Below are 16,850 nucleotides of genomic sequence, written 5' to 3'. Positions count from 1 at the left end.
GTTGAACATTATTTTACTTCATAAGTTTTTAGTGTTAATTCATATTAGTGTTAATTAGGTTGAGCCTTGGATTTATCCAAGGCTTCAGCTTTTTATAACGGTTTGTAATTAACCTTCTACTTCTTTTACTTCTGCATCAGCAGCGTTTGTTTTGACAGAAGCAATTCCATTTTTAGCGCCAGATTCGGTTTCGTACGATTGGCTTGTTCCAATTACTTGCCCATTTGTTGCCTTTAAATTGAAATGCCATTTACCCGAAGAACCTTCTTTTAATTCGTATTTAGAATCATCTTGAGAATTTTTGCGAACAGATTCAATTCCATTTTCGCAACTTGCTTTTTGTTTATAACCTTCGCTTGCCAAAATATTTTGTCCATTTTTAGCTTTCAAACGAAAACGATATTCTCCTGCTTTGTCTTGATAAATTTCGAACATAATTTAATTTTTTATAAATATTTTATCTTGTTGATTGATATAAATTTATAAAAATTATTTGATAATTATCAATCTATAAAATATTTACAAAAAAAATCCTGAAAAATTATTTTCAGGATTTCTATTCTTTTATTGAATTCTTTTTAAATCGTCAATATTATGTTTGTGCATATAAAGAGGAATGTGTTCTACAACAACGTCGTTCTTCTCTAGACCAAAAGATTTCGGAATATTGAACTCTATTTTCTTTAATAAATAATAAACTTTCAGCGTGAAAAATTCTTTCATACTTAATTTAGTCTCAATTGAAGGGAATTTTTCAATCAAAACAAATTTCATATCAGGATCTTGATTGTATTTTTTCAAACATGTACTCAGGTATTTTAACTCTAATTCTCCATTTGCATACATATCGTTGATTACTTTTTTGATATATTGTTCTGTTTTTGGTTGAACTCTAAATCCTACATTAAATGTAATTCGATATATTTTTTGATCAACAATTGGCAATATTTTATAGCTCAACGTATAAGGTTCACTATCTCGGTTAATGTTTACAAACCAATAGACATCTGCACGTTTTGGACGTTTTGATAAAATGGATTGAATACTGTATTTCTCGATATTTTTCGGATTGGTAGATTTCGTTAAGTAAAACAAGAAAGTCGAATATTTATTGATTGTTTTATCTTCACTTAATTCTGTTAAAACATTCGCGTAACGTTTAATTTTAACGAATTCTAAGTTTCTTGAATTAAGGATTTTTCCGTAAAAACTACAATACATTATTATGAAGAACAGCCATCCCATTAATAAAGCTAAATATCCACCATCAACAAATTTGACAACATTTGCTACGAAAAATGAAGATTCTATTGCTACGAAAATAGACAAAATTGCCACAATAAATACTTTGTTGAACTTTGTATAATAATTAAGATAATAGGATAACAAGAAGGTCGTCATTAACATGGTAACTGTAATAGCAAGTCCGTAGGCGGCTTCCATATGGGACGAATCTCGGAAATATAAGACAATAAAGACACAGCCAGCCCATAACATAAAATTGATTGTAGGAATGTAAACTTGGCTTTTGTGCTCGTTTGGTTGAATAATTAATGTTCTTGGCCAGAAACCTAAGTTGATAGCTTCGTTGATTAAGGTAAAAGATCCTGTAATCAAAGCTTGTGACGCAATAATAGCTGCACCTGTGGCAATACAAATTCCAGGAATCAAGAACCAATCTGGCATCATTTCGTAGAAAGGATTTCTACCATCTAACATAGGATTGTCTTGGTGCATTAACCAAGCTGCTTGCCCCAAATAGTTTGTTACTAAACAGATTTTAACGTACAGCCAACTAATTCTAATGTTTTTTCGTCCGCAATGTCCTAAATCGGAGTATAATGCCTCAGCACCTGTTGTACATAAGAATACAGCGCCAAGAATCCAGAATCCATGAGGATAATTCATCAATAAGTTATACGCATAATAAGGATTTAATGCTTTGATAATACTTGGATGATGTACAATATGTAAAACTCCTAAGCCTAGAAGCATTGTAAACCATAAAACCATAAATGGTCCAAATATTTTTCCTACTTTATTTGTTCCAAATCGTTGGAAGAAAAATAACATCGAAAGGATGAAGATTACAATAGGTATAGTAGGTAGATTTTCGAGTCCGTTTAGCATTCGTAGTCCTTCAACAGCAGAAGAGACGGAAACGGGGGGAGTGATAATTCCATCGGCGAGCAAAGCAGAAGCTCCAATGATAGTTGGAATAATTAGGTTTTTACCTTTTTTCTTGATTAATGAATACAAAGAAAAAATTCCTCCTTCGCCATCATTATCCGCTTTTAGTGTCAACCATACATATTTGATAGAAGTCTGAAAACACAAAGTCCAAAAAACACATGATACGCCTCCGTAGACAATGCTCTCTTCAATCACGCGAGTCTCGCCAATTATCGCTTTCATTACATATAAAGGACTTGTTCCAATATCACCGTAAATGATTCCAAATGCGATTAATAGCGTTGCCGCTGTTACTTTGTTCATCGTATGGTTTGATTCCATAAGCAGTATTTTAAAATTTCTACGAATGTATGCCGTTGAAAAGAGATTAAACAATCTTATTTATTTATAATATAAAACCAACATTATATTTATTTTCGATACTAAATATGACGTATTTTTACACTACTACAGTCAGTTTTTTATTAATGGAATAAATTTAAGTATTATTTAATCATACTATTTATTTTATTAATCATAATTTAAAGTTACATTTCATTGATAAATAGTAAATTGAATCATTATTTGTTAAACAAAATTAAATTTTAAAACTTTGTTATGCTTGCATAATAAAAAAAGATTATATTTGTTAGACATACACTAAAATATGTTAAGAGAAGATTTAACGATAGATTATTTATTGCGTTCAACATGGTTGTCAGTTCAGAAAATGTATAATGAGCAAGCTGGTGCTTACGATTCCACAATGGTGTATGCCTTTACATTATTATCAATAGATCCGAAAGGAGGTACGCCAAGTACGTCGCTAGGACCAAAGATGGGAATAGAGCCAACAAGCTTGTCGAGAACTTTAAAAAACTTAGAAGCAAGAAATTTTATCGTTCGAAAACCAAATCCAGAAGATGGGAGAAGTGTGTTGATCACTTTGACTGAAGAAGGATTAAGAATGAGAGATATTTCAAAACATTTTGTTTTGCAATTTAATGAATCAATTAATAATCATATAGATCCAGAGAAAATGCAAATTTTCTTGGAAGTGATTTATAAGATTAACCAATTAATATCGGACAAAAAAATATTTAAAAACAATTATGAGAAGACACGTTAAACACGTAACTGTATTAGGATCAGGAGTGATGGGTTCTGGTATTGCATGTCATTTTGCAAATATCGGAGTCGAAGTCTTGATGTTAGATATGGTTCCTCGCGAGCTTACACCACAAGAGCAAGCGAAAGGACTTACTTTAGAGAGTAAAGTAGTTCGTAACAGAACTGCTCAAACTCACTTAGATGCTGCTTTAAAAAGCAATCCTTCACCAATTTATGACAAAGCATTTGCTTCTCGTATAACTGTAGGGAATTTTGATGATGATTTCGAGAAGATTAAAAACTCGGATTGGGTAATAGAGGTTGTGATCGAAAGATTGGATATTAAACAATCAATTTTCGAGCGTGTAGATAACTTCCGTAAACCAGGAACTTTAGTCACTTCTAATACTTCTGGTATTCCAATTCATTTGATGGCAGAAGGTCGTTCAGAAGATTTTCAGAAACATTTCTGCGGAACGCATTTCTTCAATCCGCCACGATACTTAAAATTATTCGAAATTATCCCAACTCCTCAAACAGACAAATCTGTTGTTGAGTTTTTCCAAAACTATGCATCATTATTCTTAGGTAAAACGCCAGTTTTATGTAAAGATACGCCAGGTTTTATCGGAAATAGAGTAGGGGTTTACTCGATGGCGAAAGTGATGGAATTGGCGCAAGAAATTGGATTAACGATTGAGGAAGTTGATACGTTAACAGGTTCTATTTTAGGTCGTCCAAAAACGGGAACATTCAAATTGGGTGATTTGGTTGGTTTGGATACAGCATATAATGTAACAAAAGGTTTACAGCAAAATGCGCCAAATGACGAAATGATTCAAGGTTTGAAAGATTCAAAATTCTTGGATTTCTTAATCGAGAATAAATTCTTAGGAGATAAAACAAAAAAAGGTTTCTATTATAAAGAAATTGATAAAGAAGGAAATACAAATCGTTTTGCCTTAAATCTTGATACATTAGAGTATCGTCCAATGGAGCGCGCAAAAGTTGCCGCTGTAGAAACTGCTAAAAATGCAGGATCTATGCGTAATAAATTAGGTGTTTTATTGAAAGATTCTGGTAAAGCTGGAGAATTAATCCGCAAACATTTTGCTTCATTATTCGCTTATGTTTCTCAACGTGTTCCAGAAATTACAGATGTTCTTTATCCAATTGATGATGCTTTAAAAACAGGTTACGCTTGGAAATATGGTCCATTTGAAACATGGGATTTGGTTGGATTACAAAACGGAATTCAATTAGTAGAATCAGAAGGTTTCAAGGTTTCGGATTGGGTAAAAGAATTAGCAGCAACTGGTGCAGATTCTTTCTATAAAATCGAAAATGGTAAGAAATTATTCTATAATCAATCATCAAAACAATTTGAATTAATTCCTGGTCAAGATGCATTCATTATTTTAGATAATATCAGAAAAACGAATGAAATTTGGTCAAATAAAGAAACATCTATTCAAGATTTAGGAGACGGAATCATCAATATTGAGTTTCGTTCTAAAATGAATTCTCTTGGAGGAGGAGTTTTACAAGGAATTAATAAAGGAATCGAGTTGGCAGAAAAAGATTATCGTGGAGTTGTAATTGGTAATCAAGGAGACAATTTCTCTGTCGGAGCTAATTTAGCCATGATTATGATGATGGCTGCAGAACAAGATTGGTGGGAATTGAACATGGCAATCAAAATGTTCCAAGATACGATGATGCGTGTTCGTTATTCATCTATTCCAGTTGTTGTTGCTCCTCACGGAATGACGCTTGGTGGAGGTTGCGAAATGTCAATGCATGCGGATAAAATTGTAGCTGCTGCTGAAACTTACATTGGTTTGGTTGAGGTTGGAGTTGGATTAATCCCTGGTGGTGGAGGTTCGAAAGAATTTGCGCGCCGTGCAACTGAATTTGCTTTGAAAGATGATGTAAAAGTAAATCATTTACGTGATAATTTCATGAATATCGCAACTGCGAAAGTGGCGACTTCAGCTTATGAAGCTAAGAATATGGGAATTATTCGTGAGCAAGATATTGTAGTGGTAAATGCAGAACGTCAAATTGCAGAAGCGAAGAAACATGCAATTATTATGGCAGAAGCAGGTTATACACAACCAATTCAACGTAAAGTAGAAGTGTTAGGAAAAGAAGCGATGGGAATGTTCTATGTCGGAACAGATTCTATGGTTGCTGGACGTTTTGCTTCGGATCATGATCGTTTAATTGCGAATAAATTAGGATATGTAATGACAGGTGGTAATTTATCTGAATCAACTTATGTTTCAGAACAATACTTGTTAGACTTAGAGCGCGAAACATTCTTATCTCTTTGTGGAGAAAGAAAAACATTAGAGCGTATTCAGCATATGTTAAAAACAGGTAAACCGTTGCGTAATTAAAATTGTAGTATTGAGATTTTAGATATTAGTATTGAGATGCATAAACTTGAGGATTTGATAATTTGGAAAAAAGCGATTGAGCTGACAAAACAAGTTTACTTGATTTGTTTAGAATTACCTCAAGACGAAAAATTTGGTTTGACAAGTCAAATTAAAAGAGCAACAATTTCAATTCCTTCTAATATTGCAGAGGGAGCAGGAAGAAACTCGAATAAAGAATTCGTTCATTTTTTATCTATAGCAAATGGTTCTTCTTACGAATTAATGACTCAATTAATTTTAGGAATAGAATTACAATTATTGAAAAAAGATAAAGTAGAACACATCATTTTATTATTAAATGAAATTCAAAAAATGAATTATGTATTTCAACAAAAATTAAAATCTAATATCTAACATCTAAAATCTAACATCTAAATTTTTAAATAAAATGAAACAAGCATATATAGTTACAGGATATAGAACAGCTGTAGGAAAAGCGCCAAAAGGAACATTGCGTTTTACGCGTCCAGATGAAATGGCAGCTACAGTAATCAAGCGCTTAATGCAAGATTATCCAACTTTAGATCCAGCACGTATCGATGATTTAATCGTAGGATGTGCAATGCCAGAGGCAGAACAAGGATTGAATATGGCACGTCTTATCTCGTTAATGGGATTAGATACAGACAAAGTTCCAGGTGTTACAGTAAACCGTTACTGTGCATCAGGATCAGAAGCAATTGCGTTGGCAGCTGCTAAAATTAGAACAGGAATGGCAGAATGTATCATCGCAGGTGGTGCAGAATCGATGTCGTATATCCCGATGGGAGGTTACAAACCAATTCCAGAAACAGATTTAGCCAAAGATCATCCAGATTATTACTGGGGAATGGGATTAACAGCTGAAGAAGTTGCAAAAGAATTTAAAGTTTCTCGTGAAGACCAAGATTTATTTGCATTCAATTCACATCAAAAAGCGTTAAAAGCAAATGCGGAAGGAAAATTTGCTTCTCAAATCGTTCCGATTGATGTTGAATATAGTTTCTTAGATGATAAAGAAAAAGTTCAAACAAAGAAAATTGATTTTAAAGTGGACGAAGGTCCACGTGCGGATACATCAATCGAAGGTTTAGCAAAATTACGTCCTGTTTTTGCACAAGGAGGATCGGTTACAGCAGGTAACTCTTCTCAAATGTCGGACGGTGCAGCTTTCGTAATGGTGATGTCAGAAGATATGGTGAAAGAGTTAGGTCTTGAGCCAGTTGCTCGTTTGGTTGCATATTCTACGGTAGGTTTAGCACCTCGTATTATGGGAATGGGACCTTTGTTTGCAATTCCAAAAGCGTTAGAGCAAGCAGGAATGAAATTAGAAGATATTCAGTTAATCGAATTGAATGAAGCCTTCGCTTCTCAATCAGTTGCAATTATGCGTGAGTTGAATCTTAATCCTGATATCGTCAATGTAAATGGAGGTGCAATTGCTTTAGGGCATCCACTTGGGTGTTCGGGTACGAAATTAACAGTGCAGTTGTTACATGAAATGGAAGCGCGTAAAGCGAAATATGGAATGGTAACCATGTGTGTTGGTACAGGACAAGGAGCAGCTTCAATTTTCGAATATCTAAAATAAAATACTGAATTGAGAGGTTAGATTATAGATTTATCTAACTTCTAATTTCTCAATTCTAATATCTAATATCTAAACAACAAAAAAATATGTCTACAAATCCAAATAGATTAATCGGAGGTCAATATTTAATTAAAGATGCCTCTTACAATGATATTTTCACTTACGAAGATTTATCAGAAGAACAACAAATGATTTTGCAATCTGCAAAAGAGTTTATCGATAAAGAAGTAGTGCCTAAAAAACACCAAATCGAGAAGAAAGATTATGCGTTGATTGAAGAATTAATGCGTAAAATCGGTGAATTAGGTTTATTAGGAATTTCTGTTCCAGAAGAATATGGTGGAATGGGAATGGGATTCGTTACAACAATGTTAGTGTGCGACTATATTTCTGGAGCAACTGGTTCGTTAGCGACAGCTTTTGGAGCGCATACAGGAATTGGAACAATGCCAATTTTATTGTACGGAACAGAAGAACAAAAACAAAAATATTTACCAAAATTAGCAACTGGTGAGTGGTTTGCTTCTTATTGTTTAACGGAGCCAGAAGCAGGTTCTGATGCAAATTCTGGGAAAACAAAAGCTGTTTTATCAGAAGATGGTAAAGAATATATCATCACAGGTCAAAAAATGTGGATTACAAATGCAGGTTTTGCAGATTTATTCATTGTTTTTGCACGTATCGATGATGATAAAAATATCACAGGTTTCATTGTAGAAAAAGATAAGGCTGGTGCTGGATTCTCATTAGGAGAAGAAGAAGATAAATTAGGAATTGTTTCTTCATCAACACGTCAAGTATTCTTTAACGAAGTTCGTGTTCCGGTTGAAAATCTTTTAGGAGAAAGAGATGGAGGTTTCAAAATTGCGATGAATGCATTGAATGTTGGTCGTATCAAATTAGGAGCTGCGTGTTTAGATGCGCAACGTCGTATTTTAGATTATTCTTTACAATATTCTTCAGAGCGTAAACAATTCAATACGTCAATCAATACGTTTGGTGCGATTAAAGAGAAATTAGCTGATATGGCTGTTTCTGCTTTTACTTCAGAAGCTGGTGCGTATCGTGCAGCGAAAGATGTACAAGATGCAATCGAAGATAACATGGCAAAAGGAATGCCTCATAATGAAGCGGAATTAAAAGGGATTGAAGAATATGCGATTGAAGCTTCTATTTTAAAAGTTTGGATTTCCGATGCAGCGCAGGATTCTGCCGATCAAGGAATTCAGATTTATGGAGGAATGGGATATTCGAAAGAAATGCCAATGGAAGCAGCTTGGAGAGATGCGCGTATTTCGAGAATTTACGAAGGAACGAACGAAATCAATACATTATTATGTGTTTCGATGTTAGTAAAACGTGCATTCAAAGGAAAATTAGATTTAATGTCTCCTGCAATGAATGTGGCGAACGAATTGATGTCTATTCCATCGTTTGATGTTCCAGATTATTCAGAATTATTTGCGCAAGAAAAAGAAATCATTGCAAATCTTAAGAAAGCGTTCTTTATGGTTGCGGGTTCTGCTTTGCAAAAATTTGGTGCAGAATTAGAGCAACACCAACAGTTGATTATTGCGGCTTCTCGCATTATGCAAGAAATTTATATGGTTGAATCGGCGATGTTACGTGCAGAAAAAATTGCGAATGTAAAAGGTGCTGATGCAGTGAAAAATGCAGAAAAATTAGTTCAATTACAATTATTCAAATCAGTAGAAATTATTAAAACAGAAGCGACTCGCGGAATTGTTTCTTTCACAGAAGGAGATGAGCAACGCATGATGTTATCTGGTTTAAGAAGATTTACACGTTACAACGAATATCCAAACGTAGTGAACTTGAAAACTGAAATTGCAGATCTTTTAATCAAAGAAAATAAATACGCTTTCTAAGTATATTTTAAATACAAATTATTTAAAGCAGTCAATTTATTGGCTGCTTTTATTTTTTAACATGCTGAAATATAATTTGGTATATCGTTTGATGAATCTAGAGCAAGTACTAGTCTTTATATAAGTTAGTTGAGTTTTCATGGTACTTAAGTTTTAGTAGAGAAAGGCCTCAGTTGTTCCCAATTGAGGTTTTTTTATATTTCGAGGTTAAAGTTTATTCATTAAAAATAAGTGAGTTAAGTCGTTATTTCTTAATGAAATACTTTTCGAAAGAAATGATTTGAAGTAACTTTAATTCAAATTAATAACCCAAAAACAAAGCTTATGATAATTAATGCAGCAATTCTTACGTTGACCATGTTTGCAACATTTAGTATTATGTGTCTAGTCAAATTAGATGAATTAAAAAAAATAAAATAAAACCGAAACTCCATTTATAGAAATGGAGTTTTGTGGTTTTATAAAGTTATATTTACTTCAATTAATACATTCGAAATGAAAAAGAAGTTAGTCGTTTTAACGGGAGCCGGGATTAGTGCAGAAAGTGGAATTTCAACTTTTCGAGATGCCAATGGTTTGTGGGAAAATCATGATATTATGGAAGTAGCTTCGATTGATGGTTATCAAAGAAATCCTAAATTGGTTCAAGAATTCTACAATCAACGCCGAAAACAATTGTTCGATGTTGAACCCAATGCGGCACATTTTTTTCTGAAAGAGTTAGAACAAGACTTTGAAGTTTCTATTATTACCCAAAATGTAGATGATTTGCACGAAAGAGCAGGTTCGTCTAAAATTATTCATTTGCATGGCGAATTGAGAAAAGCGCGAAGCGAAAAAGACGAAAATCTAATTATTGATTGGAATGAAGATATCAAACTTGGAGATTTGGCGAAAGATGGAAATCAACTACGTCCGCATATTGTGTGGTTCGGCGAAATGGTTCCAGAAATAGAAAATGCAATTGAAGAGGTTTTAACAGCAGATATTTTGGTGATTATTGGAACGTCAATGCAAGTGTATCCAGCTGCTTCACTCAAAGATTATGCAAAAACTAATGTACCAATTATCTATATCGATCCATCAGATACGTATACCAATTCATCTATTACGCATATCAAGAAAAAAGCAACAGAAAGTATCGAAGAATTAAAAACAATTTTGAATAATTTTTAATCTTTTACGTTTTAACGTTGGTTAATTATTTAAAATGATATGAAGTATATATTTCTACCATTATTTGTTTTTTCTCTCAATCTAGCTGCTCAAGAGTTGAATCTGTTTTATCAATCAGTTGTTGAGCAAGTGAAATACGATTCTGTGCATCAGAAATTACAAAAATTTCAAGATTTCGGAATTAAAACTGTTGGATCTTCTGCTCACGAAAATGCATTTACATGGTTGAAATCTTATTATACGAATTATATTCGTTTTTTTGTAAGTTTACAAATAGTAAAACAGCTTTGGCTCTGAATTGAAGATTTACTCAAATTAAGTTCGCACTTCAACAAGTCTAGTTAGCGGCAATTATAAAACAAACTCAGCATTTAAATGAAAACTTTTCCAGTAATAGCTTCAATTTTATCACCAACAGAATTAGGAGAATTTATTAACGAAAAGTATCAATTGGAACATAATTTCGATTGTAAACTTTTTAGAACAGGAGTAAATCATACCTATTTTTTAACTACTCCAAGTACGAAATATGTGGTTAGAGTTTATTGTCGCAACTGGAGAACAGAAACTGAAATCCAAGAAGAGTTAAGCCTATTAAATTTACTCAAATCACATCATCTTTCAGTTTCAACTCCAATTCCTGATAAAAATGGAAATTTAATTCAAGAAATTGTTGCGCCAGAAGGTTTAAGATATGTTGCGCTTTTCTCATTCGCAGAAGGAGAAAAATTGCGTTTTATGAGCAAGGAAACTTGTTTTGCTGTTGGTTCAATAATGGCAAAAATTCATAATGTAACAGCGACAAAAAAAATCAATCGAATCAATTATAATTCTGATGTGCTTCTGTACAAAGCTTATGAGAGGTTAAATGTATATTTTTCAGAAGATTTAGATGAAATGTTATATTTAAAACAAATATCCTCAAAAATCGCAAAGTGTTTTGAAACAACTCATTTATCCGAAAACCAAAATGGCATTGTTCACCTTGATATTTGGTATGACAATTTGAGTGTAAATAAGGAAAATGAAATTACAATTTTTGATTTTGATAATTGTGGAAATGGCTCTTTGATTTTAGATATTGGATATTTTTGCAAACAATTATTTTTCATTGAAACGGATAAAAATGAATATGAAACTAAAGTGGAAAGTTTCTTAAATGGTTACAGAAAAGAAAGAAGCTTATCTGAAAAAGAATTCAATTTAATTCCAGAAGCTGGAGCTTCAATTTTTGTATTTTATCTTGGTGTCCAAGCGCAAAGATTTGATTGGTCAAATATATTTCTAACAGAAAACTATCTTAAAATGTTTGTTGGAAGAATCAAAAATTGGCTAGATTATTACGAAGAAAAAAAGAACTGCGGCTAACATTGCATTGGTTAAAAAAAACGGGCTGAAAGTAAACTTTCATCCTAGCTTTTCCTTTTTTTGCAAATAATAGGCTCGTTAGCTGTAATACATTACAAACAATGTCTACAAAAGAAACTAAATAAATATGTCAAAATTTTTAACGCTTAAACATTGGCAAGTATTTGCTCTGCTAATTGGAGTTCCATTCATTTTACAAATAGTAACTTTTAGCTCAATTATTGTAACTAAAGATCCAAAAACATTAACTTATACTTTTCTAATAACTACAATTATTTATCTTGTACTTTTTTTAAGTTGGTTTTATTCTTTGGGAACAAATCTTAATAAAAAGCTTTCAAAAACTGTAAAAATGAATTTGAGTAAGTTCAAAATATTTCTAATTATACCAATAATTTATATTTTTATTCTGTCTATTTATTTATCAAGCTGGAATATTTACAAAATCTTCTATAAATGAACAACCAAATCCGATTGTCTTTGCATTTATAATTCCTACTCATCTTTTTTCAATGTTTTGTATTTTCTATAGTTTATATTTTATTGCAAAAGAATTAAAAAGTGTCGAACTACAAAAACCTGTAACATTTAGTGATTTTGCGGGCGAATTTTTTCTTCTTTGGTTTTTTCCAATTGGAATTTGGATCATTCAACCAAGAATAAATAAAATATTTGAATCAAAATAAGAAAAAAGGACTACAGTTAACATTGTAGTAGCGAAATTGCGACTAAGGGAAAAATTGAAAGTTTTCGCTTCCTTATTCGCTAATAATTTTCTTGTTACCTATAAATTTAAAAAAACATAATTTAAAAATTAAGAAAAATCATCGTTTCAATATTGATAATTTGTTGTTATTTAGTTTTAAATAACTGAATACAATCAGAATATTAAAAATGAAAATAATGATTACAGAAAGAAAAGAAGTTGTCTTAAAATATTTTGAAAAAATTGATAATGGTACTTTTGATAGTACTTATTTTGATTTATTTACTGAAGATGTTGAATTGTATTTCCCGAAGTATGGATACACTAAAGGAAAGGAAGGTATAAAACACTTTGGCGAAACACTTGGAAATGGATTAAAAAGCCTTCATCACGATGTTAAAAACTTTAATATCATAGTATCCGATAAATATATAATCGTTGAAGGACAAGAAGGAGGAGAAACGAAAGAGGGAATAAAGTGGCCTGATAATAAAAATTCATTTGGTAAATTTTGCAATGTTTTTGAATTTGAAGGTAGTCTGATTAAAAGAGTACATATTTATGTTGATCCAGATTTTACATCAGAAGATGCTAAAAGAATTGAGATGTTAAATCAAGGGAATAAATCGTGAAACATCAACTACTAGAATTGGTAATTGTTAAACAACTTAATATTTTAGATAAAATATAAACGAATTAACCTTGTTTAAGTCTTTTTAAGCAAGGTTTTTTTATTTGGTTTGTATCTACTGGGACAAAATTCTATAGATTTCTATCACACCAATATTTCTAAACTTACTTCATATAAATAGCTGAGGTGTAAATTGTTTTTTATTCATATACAGTAAGATACTGAAAAATTACTATATTTATTCGTGAGCAGAGTGTATTGGTAAAATTGAAAATTTTCATTTTTAATTCCCTCGTAAAATCATGAATGGTCGAACATTCTTTTAGAACATGTAGAAATGGACAGAAAAATAAAATTGATTCTCCTAATCTTTGTATTAACATTGAGCTTTTCGTGTACGGAAAAGAAATCAATAGAAAAGGTGAAAAGCGAATCTGAATTGGTTGTGACTCCAAAAACTGCTACTTTAAAATTTACTTCAGGAATTCGTGCGATCTTTCAAGATAGTAAGGGAAATTATTGGTTTGGAAGTCTTCAAGAAGGTGTTGCGGTTTATGATGGTAAATCATTCAGTTATTTTACTCGTAATGATGGACTTTCTGATGATCAAATTCACTCTATTCAAGAAGATAAAAAAGGCACCATTTGGTTTGAAACACAAACTGGAGTTAGCAGTTACGATGGTACAAAAGTTACTAATCGCACAAAAACGAAAAACGAAAATTCTCAAAACATTTTTTCTATACAAAGTAATGATGATAAGGAAAGTAAATGGATGAAATCTGACACTGACTTATGGTTTGAAGCGGGAAATAATCCTGGAGTTTATAGATATGACGGGCAACAATTGCATTATTTAGCTTTTCCTCCTCAAAAAAATATTGATCCAAAGAATAATTTATTTGCTGTAACTGATATATCAAAAAGTAAAAACAATATGATTTGGTTTGCCACATATACAGGTGTTTTAGGGTACAATGGAAGTGATTTTACAATCATTAATAATGAGACATTAGGATTGGATAGAAAGATCGAACCTTTGCATATACGAAGTATTTACGAAGATTCTAAAGGTAGGCTTTGGATTGGGATAATGGAATCGGCGTATTACTTAAAGAAGGGGAGTCAATCATCAATTTTTCAAAGAAACATCACTTGATTCATCCCAACAGCAAACAAAATGGAGAAAAATCACCCGAAGGAACATTGGAGCACGTTTTTGTAATTGCTGAAGACCACAAAGGAAATATTTGGTTTGGAGATAGAGATGCTGGAATTTGGAAATTTGATGGAAAACAATTACAAAATTATACTCAAAAAGATGGATTGACCAATGATTTCGTTCTCTCTATTTACGAAGATTACAACAAAGAATTATGGTTTGGAATGGCAGACGGAAAAATATATAAATTTGATGGAAAATCATTTGAAAAGCAATTTTAAAAAATACGGATGTCGAATAATGATAATTAAACGAAGGCTATTTCTGATATAAACTCGAAAATCATTTTTTCTTATCATTTAGTTTTGAAGATAACAACGCATGCTTCTTTAATAAGTGAACGTTAGGGAATTTAAATCTCCGCTTTCTCTTCTGTAAACTCTTTCAATATTGTTACCTTCTCTACAGCTTGTGTTGTTGTGATGCACAGTACTGTTTATACTGTGAAAAGCAGCTGTTTTTAATAATAGCAAATTTCTCTTTCACATAAACAATAAATAAAAATGTCAATTGGTCTAATTTATTTTCGGCAGACAAAAATTTCTTAGACCCTCTACGAAAACCTGTACGAGTAGAATATCTGATATATAAAGGAAGATTAATTTATCTAAGAATGATGAAGATAATTAATTATTGTTTATATGAGTTTCTCGTACGTAAATAAATACTTTAGAGAACAACAAATATTTAATCATAATAGTTTTATATTTATTATTTAGATTTATTCTAAATAATTTTTTTAACTTTGTTCAAATGAATGATTAGTAATGTGCTAATCACATAACAATTCATAAAAACGGTTAAAATGGAAGCGAATAAAATAAACATTCAATCACAGCTTGAAACAATTACTGAATTTTGGAGCTTGAAAGAACTTGCAAAAGTTAATAATCACGCTATAAAAATTTTTAAACTGAAAGGTGATTTTGAAATGCATAAGCACGACAACGGAGATAAAGTATTGCTAATTGTAGAGGGAACTATGTTTGTTGAATTTGCGGACAGAACCGAAGAGATAAAAACAGGAGAGTTTATAGTAATTCCAAGTGGAGTGGAACATAAACCTTATGTAAAAGGCGAAGCAAGTGCCCTAATGTTTGAACAATTATAAAAAAAATAGAATTATGAATGATTTCACACCTCTAAAAGCTGAGTTAAAATTAAGCAGAAAAGAATATATTACACCTCATTATATACGTATTTATCTTAAGGGAGAAAATGTTCCTTTATTTGCTAATACTACAATTGGTGTAAACAATAAGATACTAATTCCACCAAAAGGAATTAATCAAATTCATTTTCCTGAATTTGATTACGAAAAAAGACAATGGTATCCAATGTCAAAAGAAATTCAACCTACTGTTCGTACTTACACGCATCGAGGAATTGACTTAAAGACGAATGAAATATGGATAGATTTTGTAGCGCACAAAGACGAAGGCGTAGCTTCTGCTTGGGCAATTTTAGCAAAGGAGGGTGATGTCTTAGGTGTTTTAATGAAAAATGGAAAAACGGAACTATATACCCAAGCCGAAAATTATCTTTTGGTTGCTGATGCTACTGGTATTCCAGTGCTATCGGCTATTTTAGAGGATTTACCTCCAACAGCTAAAGGTACTTGTATTATTGAAGTGTACGGAAAAGAAGATGAACAGGATTTACAGACAGAAGCTACTATCAATTTTATTTGGTTGCATAATGAATTTCCAAAGAAAGGAAGTAATATGGCAGAAGTTGTTAAGCAGCAGGCATTGCCTGAAACATCACGTTTTGGATATATAGCAACAGAGTTTTCTACGGTCAAAGAAATTCGACATTATTTAAGAAAAGAAAAAGGATGGAAACAAGAGGAACTGTATGCTTATTCTTATTGGAAAGCAGGAGTTTCGGAAGATAAATCGGTTGTTGATCGTCACAAAGAAAAAGATGAGAATAGTTAAACTAGCATGATTTAGGATGTAATTACTTAGTTATAATACACTTCTCTTAACTTATATGAATGAGTATTATTTTAAGGCTTACTATATGTAATAGATGTTGTCTTTTTAAGTTTCTTAAAAACTTTTTCAATAAAATTTATTTGGAAATCATGCTAAACTCATTTCTATATAGCATCTATTATATTGTTAACTATATTGAATAGTTATTCTCGCTTCGCGACAATTTCTCCCGAGTTGATAACCACAAAATATCCGCTGCTGCTTTGCTTAATTCAGCAAACCAATAGCGTCTAATCATTTCTTGCTGTAAAAATTATATACCCATTTAGTCTTGCTGAATTCATTTCAGCATCGCATTCTAAATAATGTAAAAGAATAATTCTCTTTATAATCGTGATAACCTTTCTTAGGTAAATCTAAAATCCTCCTTTTTCTGACAAAAATGTCAATCTAAACTACAAATCTTCTCCAATTTTTCATTTTTAATTGATCGTTTTTCTCTATTTCGTCTACCGTTTAGCGTAAATCGTCAAACATTTCAAAAAATATTTCTCATCATACCAATCACTTAAGAGGAGAATGTAAAATAAATGTAAATTATGTTTGGAAAAACGAATAATAG

General features: G+C 31.8%; 15 protein-coding genes. 13 read left to right on the top strand and 2 right to left on the bottom strand.

What is annotated here, in order from left to right:
• Positions 1 to 108 precede the first annotated feature (108 nt).
• Positions 109 to 435: a YegP family protein gene (locus B4A23_RS01995; RefSeq protein ID WP_114999163.1), complete on the bottom strand. Its 327-nt coding sequence runs from the start codon at positions 433 to 435 to the stop codon at positions 109 to 111.
• Positions 436 to 564: 129 nt separating this feature from the next.
• The gene (locus B4A23_RS01990; RefSeq protein ID WP_038336956.1) at positions 565 to 2,514 is read right to left on the bottom strand and encodes a KUP/HAK/KT family potassium transporter; all 1,950 of its coding nucleotides are present in this window, start codon (positions 2,512 to 2,514) and stop codon (positions 565 to 567) included.
• Positions 2,515 to 2,839: 325 nt separating this feature from the next.
• Here B4A23_RS01990 and B4A23_RS01985 point away from each other — a divergent pair, with 325 nt between their 5' ends.
• The 13 genes from B4A23_RS01985 (at position 2,840) to B4A23_RS01925 (ending at position 16,228) form a co-directional block, all read left to right on the top strand.
• Positions 2,840 to 3,301 carry a MarR family winged helix-turn-helix transcriptional regulator gene (locus B4A23_RS01985; protein ID WP_038336958.1) on the top strand — a complete coding sequence of 154 codons (462 nt, stop codon included), beginning with the start codon at positions 2,840 to 2,842 and terminating at the stop codon, positions 3,299 to 3,301.
• Positions 3,285 to 5,684: a 3-hydroxyacyl-CoA dehydrogenase/enoyl-CoA hydratase family protein gene (locus B4A23_RS01980; RefSeq protein ID WP_291116265.1), complete on the top strand. Its 2,400-nt coding sequence runs from the start codon at positions 3,285 to 3,287 to the stop codon at positions 5,682 to 5,684. Before B4A23_RS01985 ends, B4A23_RS01980 begins: the two co-directional genes overlap by 17 nt.
• Before the next feature lie 36 nt (positions 5,685 to 5,720).
• Positions 5,721 to 6,080 carry a four helix bundle protein gene (locus B4A23_RS01975; RefSeq protein ID WP_180905989.1) on the top strand — a complete coding sequence of 120 codons (360 nt, stop codon included), beginning with the start codon at positions 5,721 to 5,723 and terminating at the stop codon, positions 6,078 to 6,080.
• Positions 6,081 to 6,114: 34 nt separating this feature from the next.
• Positions 6,115 to 7,296, top strand: a complete 1,182-nt coding sequence (locus B4A23_RS01970; RefSeq protein ID WP_038336965.1) for an acetyl-CoA C-acyltransferase — start codon at positions 6,115 to 6,117, stop codon at positions 7,294 to 7,296.
• A gap of 86 nt (positions 7,297 to 7,382) precedes the next feature.
• Positions 7,383 to 9,185 (top strand): acyl-CoA dehydrogenase family protein, encoded by a 1,803-nt coding sequence (locus tag B4A23_RS01965; protein WP_291116262.1) that lies wholly within the window; start codon positions 7,383 to 7,385, stop codon positions 9,183 to 9,185.
• 495 nt (positions 9,186 to 9,680) lie between these two features.
• A complete protein-coding gene (locus B4A23_RS01960) occupies positions 9,681 to 10,361 on the top strand; it encodes an SIR2 family NAD-dependent protein deacylase (RefSeq protein WP_291116257.1) in 681 nt (226 codons plus the stop codon).
• 39 nt (positions 10,362 to 10,400) lie between these two features.
• Positions 10,401 to 10,658, top strand: a complete 258-nt coding sequence (locus tag B4A23_RS01955; protein WP_291116254.1) for a hypothetical protein — start codon at positions 10,401 to 10,403, stop codon at positions 10,656 to 10,658.
• A gap of 78 nt (positions 10,659 to 10,736) precedes the next feature.
• On the top strand, positions 10,737 to 11,729 hold the full coding sequence (locus B4A23_RS01950; RefSeq protein ID WP_291116251.1) for a homoserine kinase: 993 nt from the start codon (positions 10,737 to 10,739) through the stop codon (positions 11,727 to 11,729).
• Positions 11,730 to 12,632: 903 nt separating this feature from the next.
• Entirely contained in the window at positions 12,633 to 13,067 is a 435-nt protein-coding gene (locus B4A23_RS01945; protein ID WP_180905996.1) for a nuclear transport factor 2 family protein, read from the top strand.
• A 336-nt stretch (positions 13,068 to 13,403) separates the two neighbouring features.
• Positions 13,404 to 14,225, top strand: coding sequence for a two-component regulator propeller domain-containing protein (locus B4A23_RS01940; protein WP_291116247.1), 822 nt, complete (start codon positions 13,404 to 13,406; stop codon positions 14,223 to 14,225).
• Positions 14,222 to 14,509 carry a two-component regulator propeller domain-containing protein gene (locus B4A23_RS01935; RefSeq protein ID WP_291116244.1) on the top strand — a complete coding sequence of 96 codons (288 nt, stop codon included), beginning with the start codon at positions 14,222 to 14,224 and terminating at the stop codon, positions 14,507 to 14,509. Before B4A23_RS01940 ends, B4A23_RS01935 begins: the two co-directional genes overlap by 4 nt.
• A 584-nt stretch (positions 14,510 to 15,093) precedes the next feature.
• Positions 15,094 to 15,399 carry a cupin domain-containing protein gene (locus tag B4A23_RS01930; RefSeq protein ID WP_291116241.1) on the top strand — a complete coding sequence of 102 codons (306 nt, stop codon included), beginning with the start codon at positions 15,094 to 15,096 and terminating at the stop codon, positions 15,397 to 15,399.
• A gap of 13 nt (positions 15,400 to 15,412) precedes the next feature.
• Positions 15,413 to 16,228 carry a siderophore-interacting protein gene (locus tag B4A23_RS01925; RefSeq protein WP_291116238.1) on the top strand — a complete coding sequence of 272 codons (816 nt, stop codon included), beginning with the start codon at positions 15,413 to 15,415 and terminating at the stop codon, positions 16,226 to 16,228.
• Positions 16,229 to 16,850 lie beyond the last annotated feature (622 nt).

The sequence above is a fragment of the Empedobacter sp. UBA7248 genome, from assembly GCF_002472945.1.
GTDB classification, from domain to species: domain Bacteria; phylum Bacteroidota; class Bacteroidia; order Flavobacteriales; family Weeksellaceae; genus Empedobacter; species Empedobacter falsenii_C.
The sequence above is the reverse complement of the archived record's forward strand: the minus strand, read 5'-3'. Positions and strand labels throughout refer to the sequence as shown.